The organism is Cupriavidus sp. USMAA2-4 (assembly GCF_001854305.1).
GTDB classification, from domain to species: domain Bacteria; phylum Pseudomonadota; class Gammaproteobacteria; order Burkholderiales; family Burkholderiaceae; genus Cupriavidus; species Cupriavidus malaysiensis.
The window spans coordinates 1,442,141-1,456,108 of record NZ_CP017749.1; the positions used below are offsets into that span (position 1 = coordinate 1,442,141).

The 13,968-nt window shown below is 71.2% G+C and carries 12 protein-coding genes; 8 read left to right on the plus strand and 4 right to left on the minus strand.

All coding sequences use genetic code 11. From position 1 onward, the window contains the following. Positions 1–5 precede the first annotated feature (5 nt). From BKK79_RS26465 to BKK79_RS26500, 8 genes are all read left to right on the plus strand, one after another. The gene (locus BKK79_RS26465; protein WP_071039249.1) at positions 6–836 is read left to right on the plus strand and encodes an IclR family transcriptional regulator; all 831 of its coding nucleotides are present in this window, start codon (positions 6–8) and stop codon (positions 834–836) included. A gap of 16 nt (positions 837–852) precedes the next feature. Next, the gene (locus BKK79_RS26470; protein ID WP_071039250.1) at positions 853–1,656 is read left to right on the plus strand and encodes an SDR family oxidoreductase; all 804 of its coding nucleotides are present in this window, start codon (positions 853–855) and stop codon (positions 1,654–1,656) included. Beyond that, positions 1,649–3,376 carry a thiamine pyrophosphate-binding protein gene (locus BKK79_RS26475; protein WP_071039251.1) on the plus strand — a complete coding sequence of 576 codons (1,728 nt, stop codon included), beginning with the start codon at positions 1,649–1,651 and terminating at the stop codon, positions 3,374–3,376. The genes BKK79_RS26470 and BKK79_RS26475 overlap by 8 nt, the downstream gene beginning before the upstream one ends. Positions 3,377–3,392: 16 nt before the next feature. Continuing rightward, the gene (locus BKK79_RS26480; RefSeq protein ID WP_071039252.1) at positions 3,393–4,193 is read left to right on the plus strand and encodes an aspartate dehydrogenase; all 801 of its coding nucleotides are present in this window, start codon (positions 3,393–3,395) and stop codon (positions 4,191–4,193) included. Between the two features lie 43 nt (positions 4,194–4,236). Next, positions 4,237–5,712 carry an aldehyde dehydrogenase gene (locus tag BKK79_RS26485; protein ID WP_071039253.1) on the plus strand — a complete coding sequence of 492 codons (1,476 nt, stop codon included), beginning with the start codon at positions 4,237–4,239 and terminating at the stop codon, positions 5,710–5,712. Between the two features lie 37 nt (positions 5,713–5,749). Next, positions 5,750–6,712 (plus strand): VOC family protein, encoded by a 963-nt coding sequence (locus tag BKK79_RS26490; protein ID WP_071017274.1) that lies wholly within the window; start codon positions 5,750–5,752, stop codon positions 6,710–6,712. Positions 6,713–6,805: 93 nt separating this feature from the next. Then, positions 6,806–7,762, plus strand: coding sequence for a PDR/VanB family oxidoreductase (locus BKK79_RS26495; protein ID WP_071039254.1), 957 nt, complete (start codon positions 6,806–6,808; stop codon positions 7,760–7,762). A gap of 315 nt (positions 7,763–8,077) precedes the next feature. Continuing rightward, positions 8,078–9,454 carry an MFS transporter gene (locus tag BKK79_RS26500; protein WP_071021918.1) on the plus strand — a complete coding sequence of 459 codons (1,377 nt, stop codon included), beginning with the start codon at positions 8,078–8,080 and terminating at the stop codon, positions 9,452–9,454. A gap of 76 nt (positions 9,455–9,530) precedes the next feature. On the opposite strand, the gene BKK79_RS26505 is transcribed toward BKK79_RS26500, so the two are convergent. From BKK79_RS26505 to BKK79_RS26520, 4 genes are all read right to left on the minus strand, one after another. Then, the gene (locus BKK79_RS26505) at positions 9,531–10,445 is read right to left on the minus strand and encodes an HpcH/HpaI aldolase/citrate lyase family protein (RefSeq protein ID WP_071039255.1); all 915 of its coding nucleotides are present in this window, start codon (positions 10,443–10,445) and stop codon (positions 9,531–9,533) included. A gap of 10 nt (positions 10,446–10,455) precedes the next feature. Continuing rightward, on the minus strand, positions 10,456–11,100 hold the full coding sequence (locus tag BKK79_RS26510; protein WP_071039256.1) for an RraA family protein: 645 nt from the start codon (positions 11,098–11,100) through the stop codon (positions 10,456–10,458). A gap of 42 nt (positions 11,101–11,142) precedes the next feature. After that, a complete protein-coding gene (locus BKK79_RS26515) occupies positions 11,143–12,495 on the minus strand; it encodes an MFS transporter (protein ID WP_071039257.1) in 1,353 nt (450 codons plus the stop codon). Positions 12,496–12,979: 484 nt separating this feature from the next. Continuing rightward, positions 12,980–13,747, minus strand: coding sequence for a FadR/GntR family transcriptional regulator (locus tag BKK79_RS26520; protein WP_071039258.1), 768 nt, complete (start codon positions 13,745–13,747; stop codon positions 12,980–12,982). Between the last annotated feature and the right edge of the window lie 221 nt (positions 13,748–13,968).

A 13,968-nucleotide genomic window follows, 5' to 3' on the forward strand; every position in this document is an offset into this window, starting at 1 on the left:
CGACCATGAGCAAAGCCACCCTGCCCGAAGACCTCCAGGAAAAGTACATCGTGCCGGGCCTGGAGCGCGGACTGCGGCTGCTGTGCGAATTCAGCCGCAAGGACAGCACGCTGTCGGCGGCCGAACTGGCGCGCCGGCTGCAGGTGCCCCGCTCCACGGTGTTCCGTTTGCTGACCACGCTGGAGATGATGGGTTTCGTCGAGCGCACCGACGGCGGGCGCGAGTTCCGCCTCGGCATGGCCGTGCTGCGCCTGGGCTTCGAGTACCTGGCCTCGCTGGAACTGACCGAGCTGGGCCGGCCGCTGCTCGACCGCCTGCGCGACGACATCCACTACCCGTGCAACCTGGTGGTGCGCGACGGCCGTTCGATCGTCTACGTCGCCAAGTCGGTGGCGCCGACGCCGTTCGCCAGCTCCGTCAACGTGGGCACGCGCCTGCCGGCGCACGCCACCGTGCTCGGCCGCGTGCTGCTGGAAGACCTGTCGCTGGCCGAACTGCGCGAGCTCTATCCGGAATCGCAGCTCGAGGTGTTCTCGGAGAGCACTCCGCGCACCGTCGAGCAGCTGTTCGAGATGGTGCAGCACGACCGCCAGCGCGGCTACGTGCTGCAGGAAGGCTTCTTCGAAGCGAGCATCTCCACCATCGCGGCGCCGGTGCGCGATCGCAGCGGCAAGGTGGCGGCGGCGATGGGCGCGACGATTCCGGCCTCGCGCATCGACCCGGAGCAGCTCGGCCCGATGGTGGAACAGGTCCGTCATGCGGCGGACGAGCTCTCGCGCCTGCTGGACTACCGTCCGGCGGCGGAGCACAAGGTAGTCAACTTATACCGAGAATGATGAACAAGGTGATGGGATGCCGATGATCGATCTGGACGGCCGCGTGGCCGTGGTGACCGGCGGTTCGTCGGGCATAGGACTGGCCACCGTGGAGCTGCTGCTGGAAGCGGGCGCATCGGTGGCACTGTGCGGCCGGGACGAAACCCGCCTGCGCGAAGCCGAAGCCGGCCTGCGCGCACGCTTTCCCGGCGCCAAGCTGTATGCGGCGCGCTGCGACGTGCTGGACCCGGGCCAGGTGCGCGCCTTCGCCGCCGCCGCCGAGGCTGCGCTGGGACCCGCGCAGATGCTGGTCAACAACGCCGGCCAGGGCCGCGTGTCGACCTTCGCGGATACCGAGGACGAGGCCTGGGCCGAAGAACTGCGGCTCAAGTTCTTCTCCGTGATCCACCCGACGCGGGCCTTCCTGCCGCAGCTGGAGCGCACGCGCGACGCGGCCGTCGTCTGCGTCAACTCGCTGCTGGCGCTGCAGCCAGAGCCCCATATGGTGGCGACCTCGGCCGCGCGCGCCGGGGTACACAACCTGGTGCGCTCGCTGGCCACCGAGTTCGCCCCCAAGGGCATCCGCGTCAATGGGATCCTGCTCGGCCTGGTGGAATCCGGCCAGTGGCGCCGCCGCTTCGAGGCGCGCCCTGACGAAGACCGCCATCTCGACTGGGCCGCGTGGACCGCGCGCCTGGCCGGGCAGAAGCATATCCAGCTCGGTCGCCTCGGCCTGCCGGTGGAAGCCGCGCGCGCCATCCTGTTCCTTGCCTCGCCGTTGTCTTCGTACACCACGGGCAGCCATATCGATATCTCCGGAGGACACTCCCGTCATGCGTAACGAACAACCGCAAGTCACCGTCGGCGCCGCCATCGCGGCCTTTCTCGAACAATGCGGGGTCAAGGCCGCCTTCGGCGTGATCTCCATCCACAACATGCCCATCCTCGACGCCATGGGCGAGCGCGGCAAGATCCGCTTCGTGCCGGCGCGCGGCGAGGCCGGCGGCACCAATATGGCCGACGCCTACGCCCGCACCACCGGCGGCCTGGGCGTGTGCCTGACCAGCACCGGCACCGCCGCCGGCAATGCCGCCGGCGCCATGGTCGAAGCGCTGACCGCCGGCACGCCGCTGCTGCACATCACCGGGCAGATCGAGACACCCTACCTGGACCAGAGCCTGGCCTACATCCACGAGGCACCGGACCAGCTCACCATGCTCAAGGCAGTGTCCAAGGCCGCCTTCCGCGTGCGCAGCGCCGACACCGCGCTGTCGACCTTCAAGCTCGCGGTACAGACTGCGCTGACCGCGCCGAGCGGCCCCGTCAGCGTGGAAGTGCCGATCGATATCCAGTCGGCGCTGATCCCGATGCCGTCCGACCTGCGTCCGCTCGCCGTGCCCACGCACGTGCCCGCGGCCGAGGCCCTCGATGCGATGGCCGAGCACCTGGCCCGCGCCAAGCGCCCGATGCTGTGGCTGGGCGGTGGCGCGCGCCATGCCGGCGCGCAGGTCAAGCGCCTGATGGACCTGGGCTTCGGCGTGGTCACCAGCACGCAGGGCCGCGGCATCGTGCCGGAGGACGACCCGCGCTCGCTGGGCGCCTACAACCTGCACAAGCCGGTCGAGACCTTCTACCAGGGCTGCGACGCCATGGTGGTGGTGGGCTCGCGCCTGCGCGGCAACGAGACGCTGAAGTACGAGCTGAAGCTGCCGCGCCCGCTCTACCGCATCGACGCCGACCCCTCCGCCGAGGGCCGCTGCTACGCCAGTGACGCCTTCGTCTGCGGCGACGCCGCGCTGGCGCTGGCCGGCCTGGCCGACCGCCTCGAAGGCAAGCTCAAGGTCGACGCCGGCTTCGCCGCCGACCTGCGCCGCGCGCACGACACCGCGGTCGGCAGCCTGGTCGACGGCCTCGGCCCCTACGCCGCGCTGGTGCAGTCGCTGCAGGCTGCGGTGGGCCGCGCGTTCAACTGGGTGCGCGACGTCACCGTGTCCAACAGCACCTGGGGCAACCGCGAGCTGCGCCTGTTCGACTCGCGTGCCGGCGTGCACGCGCTGGGCGGCGGCATCGGCCAGGGCCTGGCGATGGGCATCGGCGCCGCGGTCGGCGCGGCGGCCACCGCCTCCGGCAAGAAGACCTTCTGCCTGGCCGGCGACGGCGGCTTCATCCTCAACCTGGGCGAACTGGCCACCGCGGTGCAGGAGCGCGCCGACCTCGTCATCGTGCTGATGAACGACCGCGGCTACGGCGTGATCAAGAACATCCAGGACGCCCAGTACGGCGGCCGCCGCCACTACGTGGACCTGCACACGCCCGACTACGCCCAGCTGGCCCAGTCGCTGGCGCTGCGCCACTGCCGCGTCGGCAACCTGGCCGACGCCGCCGCCGCGCTGGAAGCGGCCACGGCCGAAGCCGGTCCCTTCCTGCTGGAGATCGACATGCTGGCCATCGGCAGCTTCAAGACCGCCTTCGCCGGCCCGCCGGTCAACAAGGCGACGCCGGCCGACGCGCAGGGCGAGCAGGAAGCGCGCGCCGCCGAGCGCGCCACCGTGACGGCCTGAGGCAAGGAGAGGCGAGATGCTGCACGTGTCGATGGTGGGCTGCGGCGCGATCGGGCGCGGCGTGCTGGAACTGCTCAAGGACGATCTCGACGTCGCCTTCGATGCCGTGATCGTGCCGGAGGCGGCGCAGGCCGAGGCGCGCGCGGCGCTGGCCGCGCTGGCGCCCGGCGCGCGCGTGGTCGACAGGCTCGGCGACAGCCGTCCCGACCTGCTGGTCGAGTGCGCCGGACACCAGGCGCTGGCCGAGCATGTGGTGCCGGCACTGGAACGCGGCATCGCCTGCCTGGTGGTCTCGGTGGGCGCGCTGTCGGAGCCCGGCCTGGCCGACCGGCTGGAAACCGCGGCGCGGCGCGGCCATACCCAGGTGCAACTGCTGTCCGGCGCCATCGGCGCCATCGACGCGCTGGCCGCGGCCCGCGTGGGCGGCCTCGACGAGGTGGTCTACACCGGCCGCAAGCCGCCGCGCGCCTGGCTGGGCACGCCGGCCGAGCAGGTCTGCGACCTCGGCGCGCTGACCGAGGCCCGGGTCATCTTCGAGGGCAGCGCGCGCGATGCCGCGCGGCTCTATCCGAAGAACGCCAACGTCGCGGCCACGCTGTCGCTGGCCGGGCTGGGCCTGGACCGCACGCGGGTCAAGCTGCTGGCCGATCCCGGCGAGCAGGAGAACGTGCACCACGTGGCCGCGCGCGGCGCCTTCGGCGGCTTCGAGCTGACCATGCGCGGCAAGCCGCTGGCGGCCAACCCCAAGACTTCCGCGCTGACGGTGTTCAGCGTGGTGCGGGCGCTGGGCAACCGCGCGCACGCGGTATCCATCTGAGGCGCGGCCCGCGGCCGGCCCGGACCAAGCAAGAGAGAGCGAGATGAACACGGAACAATGCCTGCCGATCTGCGTGGCGGGGGAATGGCGCCTGGGCACGGGCGAGCGCTATGCGACGCGCTACCCGGCCACCGGCGAGGTGGTGGCCGAGCTGCACGCGGCCAGCGTGGCCGACGTCGAGGAAGCGGTACAGGGCGCGCAGCGCGCCTTCGAGACCAGCGGCTGGGCCCGGCGCAAGCCGCATGAGCGCGCCGCCGTGCTCTACCGCGTGGCCGAGCTGATCCGCGCCCGCGCCGAGCCGCTGGCGCAGCGCCAGCGCCTGGACAACGGCAAGCCGATCAGCGAGACGCGCGCGCTGGTGGCCAGCGCCGCCGGCACCTTCCAGTTCTTCGCGGCGGCCTGCGAAACGCTGGAAGAAGCGCTCACGCCGTCGCGCGGCGACTGCCTGACCCTGAGCGTGCACGAGCCGATGGGCGTGGTGGCGGCCATCACGCCGTGGAACTCGCCGATCGCCAGCGAAGCGCAGAAGATGGCGCCGGCGCTGGCCGCGGGCAACGCCGTAGTGGTCAAGCCGGCCGAGGTCACGCCGCTGATGGCGCTGGAACTGGCCAGGATCTGCGAAGAGGCCGGCGTGCCCAAGGGCCTGGTCAGCGTGCTGCCCGGCAAGGGCTCGGTGATCGGCGACGCCATCACCCAGCATCCGCTGGTGCGCCGCGTGTCCTTCACCGGCGGCACCAGCACCGGCCGCCATATCGCCCACATCGCCGCCGACAAGATGATGCCGGTGTCGCTGGAGCTGGGCGGCAAGTCGCCCACCATCGTGTTCGAGGACGCCGACCTGGACCACGCCGTCAACGGCGTGCTGTACGGCATCTTCAGCTCCTCGGGCGAGTCCTGCATCGCCGGCTCGCGCCTGTTCGTCGCGCGCCCGCTTTACGAGGCCTTCCTGGAGCGCCTGGCCGCCGGCGCGGCGCGCCTGCGCGTGGGCGACCCGGCCGACGAGCGCACCCAGATGGGCCCGCTGATCACCGACCGCCACCGCGACAGCATCGAGTCCTACGTGGCGATGGGCGTGGAAGACGGCGGCCAGCTGCGCACGGGCGGCGTGCGCCCGGTCGTGCCCGGCTGCGAGAACGGCTACTTCTACACGCCCACCATCATCGAAGGGCTGGATAACCGCGCGCGCCTGTGCCAGGAAGAGGTCTTCGGCCCGGTGCTGGTGGCCATGCCCTTCGAAGACGAGGAAAGCCTGGTCGAGCAGGCCAATGACAGCGTCTACGCGCTGGCCGCCGGCATCTGGACGCGCGACTACAAGCGCGCCTGGCGCTTCGCCCGCGCGGTGCAGGCCGGCAATGTGTGGATCAACACCTACAAGCAGTTCTCGATCTCCACGCCGTTCGGCGGCTGGCGCGACAGCGGCCTGGGGCGCGAGAAGGGCCGCCTGGGCATCCTGCAGTACATGGAGCAGAAGAGCGTGTACTGGGGCCTGAACGAGCAGCCGCTGCCCTGGGCCAACTGAGCCGGCGCCGCGCGACCCACAAGAGAGAGACAGCAAGATGAACACGATCCTGGGCATCGACGAAATCGTCTACGGTGCCGACGACCTGGACGCCTGCAAGCGCTTCTTCGCCGACTGGGGCCTGGCCCTCACGCGTGAAGACGCCGCCGGGCTGGACTTCGAGACCTTGAACGGCTGCCGCGTGCTGGTGCGCCGCAGCGACGACCCGGCGCTGCCGCCGGCCATCGAGGACGGCCCGACCCTGCGCGAGGTGGTGTGGGGCGTCGATACCCCCGCCGCGCTGGCAGGCATTGCCGAGGCGATCCGCGGCGAGGCCGGCTTCACCGAGGCCGGCGGGCGCGTCGGCTGCACCGACCCCAACGGCCTGGCCGTGCGCTTCCAGCTCACCCGCAAGCGCGAGGTGCAGCTCGAATGCGCGCGCATGAACACCTGGAACGAGAAGCCGCGCCTGAACCAGCGCGCGCCCATCTACGAGCGCGCGCAGCCGGTCGAGGTCGGCCACGTGGTGTTCTTCGTCAAGGACGTGGCCGCCACCGAACGCTTCTATACCGGCAAGCTCGGCTTCGTGCCGTCCGACCGCTATCCGGAGCGGGGCGCCTTCCTGCGCTGTGCCCCCGAGGGCGGCCACCACGACCTGTTCCTGCTGCAGCTGCCCAACGGCAAGAGCGGCCTGAACCACGTCGCCTTCACCGTGCGCGACATCCACGAAGTGTTCGGCGGCGGCCTGCACGTCTCGCGCTGTGGCTGGGATACCCAGCTCGGCCCGGGCCGCCACCCGATCTCCTCGGCCTACTTCTGGTACTTCAAGAACCCGGCCGGTGGCCTGATCGAGTACTACGCCGACGAGGACCAGCTCGACGCGCGCTGGGAACCGCGCGAGTTCGAGCCCGGCCCCACCCGCTTCGCGGAATGGGCGGTCGAGGGCGGCCTGGACGGCAACACGCGCCGGCAGAAGAACGCGGGCGGCCCCGAAGGCAAGTTCCTCACGGAAAAGCGCTGAGCGGCCCGGCGAGGCGCGCGCAAGACAGCAGCAACGAGACAGCAGCAAGACAGCGGCAACGAGACCGCGGCAACAGCAGGAAGGAAGACAGTCATGAGTACCAGCCAGACCTTGACGATGCGCGTGCAGGCCATGCGCTACGAGGCACGCGGCATCGTCAGCGTGGAACTGCGCGCCGTCGACGGCAGCGAACTGCCGGCCTATACGCCCGGCGCGCATATCGACCTGCACCTGGGCAACGGACTGGTGCGCAGCTACTCGCTGTGCGGCGCCCCCGAGCAGCGCGACCGCTACGTGGTCGGCGTGCTCAACGACCGCGCCAGCCGCGGCGGCTCGCGCTATGTGCACGAGCAGCTGCGCGTGGGCAGCACGCTGACGGTGGGCGTGCCGCGCAACCACTTCGAACTGGACGAGGGCGCGGCCCACACCGTGCTGGTGGCGGGCGGCATCGGCATCACGCCGATCGCCTGCATGGCGCGCCGGCTGGCGCAGCTCGGCCGCTCCTTCGAGCTGGTCTACTGCGCCCGCTCGCGCGAGGAGGCCGCCTTCCTCGATGAACTGGAACAGTACGGCGATGCGCTGCGCGTGCATTTCGACGACGTGCAGGGCGGCCCGCCCGACCTGCCGGCGCGCCTGGCAGGCCATGGCGCCGACACGCATTTCTACTGCTGCGGGCCGGGCCCGATGCTGCAGGCCTTCGAGGCCGCCTGCGCCGGCCACGGCCACCAGCACGTGCACATCGAGCGCTTTGCCGCCGATCCGGCCGTGTCGGCCGTGCAGGACGGCGCCTACACGGTCGAGCTGGCACGCTGCGGCAAGCACCTGACGGTGCCGTCCGGCAAGGCCCTGCTCGATGCGCTGCTGGAAGCCGGCGTCGACGTCGACCACAGCTGCCGCGAAGGTGTTTGCGGTTCCTGCGAGACGCGCGTGCTGGAAGGCGTGCCGGAGCACCGTGACAGCGTGCTCAGCAAGAACGAGCGCGAATCCGGCAAGACCATGATGGTATGCGTGTCCGGCTGCAAGGGCGCGCGGCTCGTGCTCGACCTGTAAGGCTCGCGGAGACGCACGAGAGCAGCCACTCCAGGCATGAGACGCCGCCGGCCGCGCGCCGGCGGCACGATCCCGGCATCGGGACATCCGGCACGGCGGTTCCAGACCGTCAGTAGACCGGAGGCACGCGCAGGCATCCCGCCGCTCGCGCAGGCCGCCCTGCCAAACGCCGCTCGCGCGCCGGCCCACCAGCCGCGCGCCCCCGGCCGACACCACGAAAGGCATAGCGTGTTGATCCAGAGACAAGAAACCGCCCCCCTGGCCGCCGACGGCGCCAGCGTGTCCGCCCCGCCGCCCGGCCTGCCGCGCGACGCGATGCCGGCCGGCCAGGCCGCGGCCGCCGGCACCACTCCAGGCCAGATCGTCGCGCGCATCGAGCGCATGCCCGGCAACGCCATGCATGTGCGCGCGCGCCTGCTGATCGGCCTGGCCACCTTCTTCGACGGCTTCGACGTCATCGTCATCGCCGCCACGCTGCCGCTGCTGATCGCCCAGTGGTCGCTGTCGCCGGCCCAGGTCGCCTTCCTGATCGGCGCGCCGGCCTTCGGCCAGCTGCTCGGCACCCTGCTGTTCCCGGCCTTGGCCGAGCGCATCGGGCGCCTGCGCACCATCGGCTGGAGCGCGGGCATCATCGGCCTGATGAGCATCGCCTGCGGCTTCTCCACCTCGTTCGAGATGTTTGCCGCGCTGCGCATCATCCAGGGCCTGGGGCTGGGCGGCGAACTGCCGGTGGCCGCCACCTACATCAACGAGGTCACGCGCGCCCACGGCCGCGGCCGCTTCGTGCTGCTGTACGAAGTGGTGTTCCCGATCGGCCTGCTGGTGTCCAATGCCGTCGGCGCCTGGCTGGTGCCGCGCTTCGGCTGGGAGATCATGTACTTCATCGGCGGTGTGCCGCTGGTGCTGCTCTTCATCCTGCCGCGCGCCGTGCCCGAATCGCCGCGCTGGCTGGCCGAACGGGGCCGGCTGGCCGAGGCCGATGCCGCGCTGGCCGTCTTCGAAGCGCGCGCCAAGGGCCCGCTGCCGCCGCTGGACGGCGAGCGCGACTACGATGCCCTGATGCAGAAACACCCGCGCCGCAGCGTCAAGGACCTGCTCGGCCGCGCCTACCGCGGCCGCACGCTGGCGGTGTGGATGCTGTGGGCCACCTGCGGCTTCATCCAGTACGGCCTCTCGACCTGGCTGCCCACCATCTACAAGACCGTCTACCACGCGCCGCTGCAGCTCGCGCTGAACCTCGCCGCCGCCGCCTCGGTGCTGGGCGTGCTGGGCTCGCTGGCCTGCGCCATGCTGGTCGACAAGGTCGGGCGCAAGCCGGTGATCAATGTGTCCTTCCTGCTGTGCGCGCTGTCGCTGGGGCTGGCCGGCGTGTTCCACGACAGCTCGCTGTACGTGGTCGCCACCTTCTGCGCGCTGGCCATGGGCCTGCTGGCCAGCGGCTTCATCACGGCCTACGTCTACACGCCTGAGCTCTATCCCACCAGCATCCGCGCCACCGCCTGCGGCTTCGGCGGCGCCTGGCTCAAGCTCGGCGCCATCGTCGCCCCCACCTTCGTGGCGGGCACCATCGGCAGCGGCAAGATCGACCACGCCTTCCTGGCGCTGGCGCTGGTGCCGCTGCTGACCGCGGTGGTGGTGCATCGGCTCGGCATCGAGACCAAGGGCAAGGTGCTGGAGCAACTGGAGGCGTGAGGCTCCGGGCGGCGGGTGCTGCCCGGGGCATCGGCGGCCGGTGGCCAGCGACGGGACGGCGCGCGAGCGGCCGGCGCTACGGCGCCGATCCCCGCTGCCAGGCCAGCAGGCTGGCATGGCGGGCCAGCGTGCGGCGCGCGGTGTGGTAGTCGGGCGGATCGACCGCCGCGGCCTGGCCGCTGCCGCCGCCGTCCTGCTGCGCCGCCGCGTGGCGCCGCACCAGGTCTTCGGCATCGGCGACCTGTTGCGCGGACGGCGTGAAGGCCGCGTGGATGGAGGCGACCTGCGCGGGCAGGACCGTGCAGCGCGACTTCATGCCGATGCGCCGCGCCCATTCGAGGTCGGCCTGCAGGGCGGCGGTGTCGCGGTAGCTGAACGGGCAGTCGATCGGCACGCAGCCGGCGGCGATGCAATCGACGAGAAAGCGCGCGCGGATGTGCCGCAGTTCGATGCCATCCGGTCCGCGCACCACGCCCAGGTCGGCGCTCAGGTCTTCGGCGGCCAGCAGGCAGGCGCTGACGCGCGCGCTGGCCGACAGGATCGCGCCGGCATTGACGAGGCCGCGTGCCGATTCCAGGGTCGGCACGATCTCGGTGGCGCCGGCCGGGAGGCCGAGCGCCTGCTCCAGCGCGCCGATCTCGGCGTCCAGGGCACGGATCTGCTCGGCACGCTCGACGTGCGGCAGCAGGATCGCCGTCGGCGCGCCCGGCATGACGCCGCGCAGGTCGTCGCCGCCATCGCGCTCGAGCAGGTTGATGCGCACGGCGCCGACCGTGCCGCGTTGGCGGCACGCCGCCATCAGCGCGACGATGCGGGCACGCGCGGCGGGGCGGTCCTCGGCCGCGGTGAACTCTTCCAGGTCGGCGACCAGGACATCGGCGCCGCTGTCGAGGCCGGCCTGCTGCCGCGCCGCGTCCAGTCCGGGCACGAACAGCCAGCTGCGCCGCAGGATCGGCGGGCGCGGGCGGCAGGGGGTGTCTTGTGAAGGCATGGCGGACGCGTTACGGGGCAAGCTGAAGCACCGCCGAGGCGGGCTCGCCCGCGCGCAGGCGCGCGAGGATGGCCGGCTCGGCCTGGTCCGAGGCCAGCGCCTGGTCGACATGGGCGGCCGCCACCTCGGCGGGCAGGAACAGCACGCCATTGTCGTCGGCCAGCACCAGCCACCCGGGGTGGACCGTCACGCCGCCGCACTGCACCGGCACGTTGACGGCGCTGCCCCCGGCCTCCTGCTTCTTGGTGGTCAGCACACTGGTGCCGCGGGCGAACACCGGCAGCCGCATCCCGCCCAGCTCCGCGATGTCGGTCACGACGCCGTCGCTGACCACGCCGCGCGCGCCGGCGCATTGCAGCGCGGTGCCGGTCACCGCGCCGATCGCCGCATGCGCGCTGTCGCCGCAGGGATCGATCACCAGCACGTCGCCGGGCCGCAAGGTTGCGATGGCGCGGTTGACGGCGAAGGCATTGGGCGTGGCCAGCCGCAAGGTGACGGCGCGTCCGACGATGCGCAGGCCCGGGACCAGCGTGCGGATCGCGTGGCTGGCAAAGCCGTCCTCGAGGAAGTGGCCGAGGGTGGGAAAGCTGATGCGGTCCAGCCGCTGCAGCAGGTCTTGGTCCGGGCCTTGAGCCGGGTCGTGGTCAGCAAGCATGATGGGGAATCCAGGGTAAGGACTGGCAGCGGGCTCCGGGTGTCAGCGCGGCGCGGCGCCCGAGCCGGCCAGCGCCCTGCCATTGGCCGCATTGCGGGCCAGGGTCTCGGCGAGCATCAGCAGGGCACCGGCCGACAGCGTCGCAGAGCCGATCATGTACCAGGCCACCGACGAGCCGCGGCCGGTCGCGGACAGCAGCGCGGTGGTGATGATGGGGGTGGCGGCGCTGCCGAGCAGGCCGGACAGCATGTAGCTGATCGACAAGCCGGAGTAGCGCACCTTGGTGCCGAACAGTTCGGCCAGGAAGGTCGCGATCGGGCCGTAGTTGGCGGCGAAGGCGCTCATCATCAGCAGGTAGCCGAGCAGGGCCAGGCCGAACACCTTGGTGTCCAGCAGCCAGAACAGCGGGAAGGCCAGCAGCGCCTCGGCGATGATGCCGCCGACGATCACCGGCTTGCGCCCGACCTTGTCGGACAGCAGGCCGAACAGCGGCAGCAGCACGATGCACAGCGCGCAGGAGATCAGCGCGATGGCGAGCATCGCGTTGCGCGAGAAGCCCAGCGTCTGCGTGCCGTAGGTCAGGCCGAAGGCCACGATCAGGTTGAAGGCGGTGCCGGTCGACATGGTGGCGATGCCGCCCAGCAGCACCTGCTTCCACGACTTGGTCATCACCTCGGCCAGCGGCACCTTCACCTGTGCCGCGCTTTCCTTGACCTTGCTGAACGACGGGGTCTCGGCCGTGTTGAGGCGGATGTACATGCCCACGCCGACCAGCAGGATGCTGGCCAGGAAGGGGATGCGCCAGCCCCACGACAGCAGCGCCTCGTTGGACAGCACGGCGTTGCTGGCCAGGAAGGCCAGGTTGGCGATCAGGGTGCCGGCCGGCACGCCGATCTGCACCCAGGAGCCGTACAGGCCGCGGCGGTTGGCCGGTGCGTGTTCCACTGCCATCAGCACGGCGCCACCCCACTCGCCGCCGAGGGCCAGGCCCTGGATCACGCGCAGGGTCAGCAGCAGGATCGGCGCCCAGATGCCGATCGCGGCGTAGTCGGGCAGCAGGCCGATGGCAAAGGTCGCCGCGCCCATCATGACCAGGGAAACCAGCAGCATGGACTTGCGGCCGACCTTGTCGCCGAAGTGGCCGAACAGCGCCGCCCCGACCATGCGCGCGAGGTAGGCGGAAGCGAAGGTGCCGAAGGCCAGCAGGGTGCCGATCAGCGGATCGAAGGCCGGAAAGAACACCTTGTTGAAGACCAGGGCCGAGGCGGTGGCGAAGATGAACAGGTCGTACCACTCGACCGTCGTGCCGATGACGCTGGCGACGGCGATCCTGCGCATCTTGTCGGGGGCGGCGCCGCGTTCCGCTGGGGTCGGGGAGGCGTGGTCTGGGGTCATGACGATGTTTCCGGTAAGGCGGGATCCGGTGCGGGATCCAGGGGGTTAGGCAAGGCGCTGGCGCTGGCTGGCGCCGTCCGGGCTGGCCGATGGCCGCTGGTGGTCCGGCCTTTTGGTCCGGCCGGTTGCCGTGAAGCGCTGCTTATTTCACCATCTATGATGGAATTGAGCGGGTGGTCAGGCCAATATATCCTATCGGAGCCGAAGCGGCTGGGTTATAGGTAGTTTCTCTAGGTCTGGTGGACAGGTGGTCCGGCCATGTGGGGCGGGGCCAAGCTGCTGGTCTGACCGATTGCAAGACGTGTGCCAGCATCAAGATCCGGCAAAGAGGCGAGGCCGGGACCGTGGCGCGCACGGCCGTGGTGCCGGCGGCCCGGATTCGGCCCGGATTCGGTCCGGCTGCGGTGCGTCGGTGGTGCGTCGGTGGTGCGTCGGTGGTGCGTCAGCGGGTCGTTGCGGTGCGCGGCGCTGGCCGCGCCGCGGCTCAGGCGGTGATGTCCTCGGACAGCCGCGAGACGATGGCGAGCAGGTGGAAGGACATGGCGTGGCGGGCGCGGATGGGATCCCGCGCCACGATGGCGGACACGATACGTTCGTGTTCGCCGATGGCGGCGCGCCAGGCCGGGGCATCGACGAAGTGCTTGTCTAGGCGCTTATAGAGCGGACTGGCCTCGCACAGATCCCACACGTGCGTCACCATGGACGCCAGCGCGGCATTGCCGCAGGCCGCGGCGATGGCTTGGTGGAAGGCGCGGTCATGGGCGAAATCGCTGGCTTCCGGCGATTGGTCCGGATTCATCTGCCGATGCGCCTCCTCGATGGCCGCGATCTGTTCCTTGGAGCCCTGCTGGGCCGCCAGCGCCGCGCATTCGGGCTCGATCAGCATCCGTGTTTCCAGCAGCTCGAACGGACTGGCCTCGCGCGCGGCGGCCAGCAGGGCGGCGTTGGCCGCGCCGCTGCCGTCGGCACCCTCGTCGGCCGGCCGGCTGTCCGTGCTCATCGGCATGGAGCGGTCCCTGGGGTCGACGACGAAGACCCCGCTGCCCACGCGTACCTCGATGTAGCCGCCGATCTCGAGGGCGATCAATGCCTCGCGCAGCGTGGAACGTGCCACGTTGAGCTGCTCCGCCAGTTCCCGCTCGGCCGGCAGGCGCTCGCCCGGGGCGAACTCGCCGGCGGAGATCTTGCTGGCGATCTGGTCGGCGATCAATCGATACAGGCGCTGGGCGGAAACGGCTTGCAGGGACGACATAAGCGGTGCGGGCGGGAGGTGCGGCGCCGCCACGGCCGGTGGGGCGTCATCTGGACTCGGGTCTTGGCCGTGCCTGGGGCACTCGGCCTGCGGATGGTCCGGCCAATTATAGGGCAAAGACAGGCCGAAGCGATTCGGGTGGGCACCGCCTGCGGCGCGGCGCCCGCCGGGGTATCCGGTGGGCGGACCGGCGCAGATCCGTGGGCGCGCTCGTCGCGGGC

Coding starts and splice junctions, on each gene's coding strand:
- BKK79_RS26495 (WP_071039254.1), top strand. CDS start 6,806: ATGAGTACCAGCCAGACCTTGACGATGCGCGTGCAGGCCATGCGCTAC.
- BKK79_RS26520 (WP_071039258.1), bottom strand. CDS start 13,747: ATGTCGTCCCTGCAAGCCGTTTCCGCCCAGCGCCTGTATCGATTGATC.
- BKK79_RS26470 (WP_071039250.1), top strand. CDS start 853: ATGCCGATGATCGATCTGGACGGCCGCGTGGCCGTGGTGACCGGCGGT.
- BKK79_RS26500 (WP_071021918.1), top strand. CDS start 8,078: ATGCCGGCCGGCCAGGCCGCGGCCGCCGGCACCACTCCAGGCCAGATC.
- BKK79_RS26515 (WP_071039257.1), bottom strand. CDS start 12,495: ATGACCCCAGACCACGCCTCCCCGACCCCAGCGGAACGCGGCGCCGCC.
- BKK79_RS26490 (WP_071017274.1), top strand. CDS start 5,750: ATGAACACGATCCTGGGCATCGACGAAATCGTCTACGGTGCCGACGAC.
- BKK79_RS26485 (WP_071039253.1), top strand. CDS start 4,237: ATGAACACGGAACAATGCCTGCCGATCTGCGTGGCGGGGGAATGGCGC.
- BKK79_RS26480 (WP_071039252.1), top strand. CDS start 3,393: ATGCTGCACGTGTCGATGGTGGGCTGCGGCGCGATCGGGCGCGGCGTG.
- BKK79_RS26510 (WP_071039256.1), bottom strand. CDS start 11,100: ATGCTTGCTGACCACGACCCGGCTCAAGGCCCGGACCAAGACCTGCTG.
- BKK79_RS26475 (WP_071039251.1), top strand. CDS start 1,649: ATGCGTAACGAACAACCGCAAGTCACCGTCGGCGCCGCCATCGCGGCC.
- BKK79_RS26465 (WP_071039249.1), top strand. CDS start 6: ATGAGCAAAGCCACCCTGCCCGAAGACCTCCAGGAAAAGTACATCGTG.
- BKK79_RS26505 (WP_071039255.1), bottom strand. CDS start 10,445: ATGCCTTCACAAGACACCCCCTGCCGCCCGCGCCCGCCGATCCTGCGG.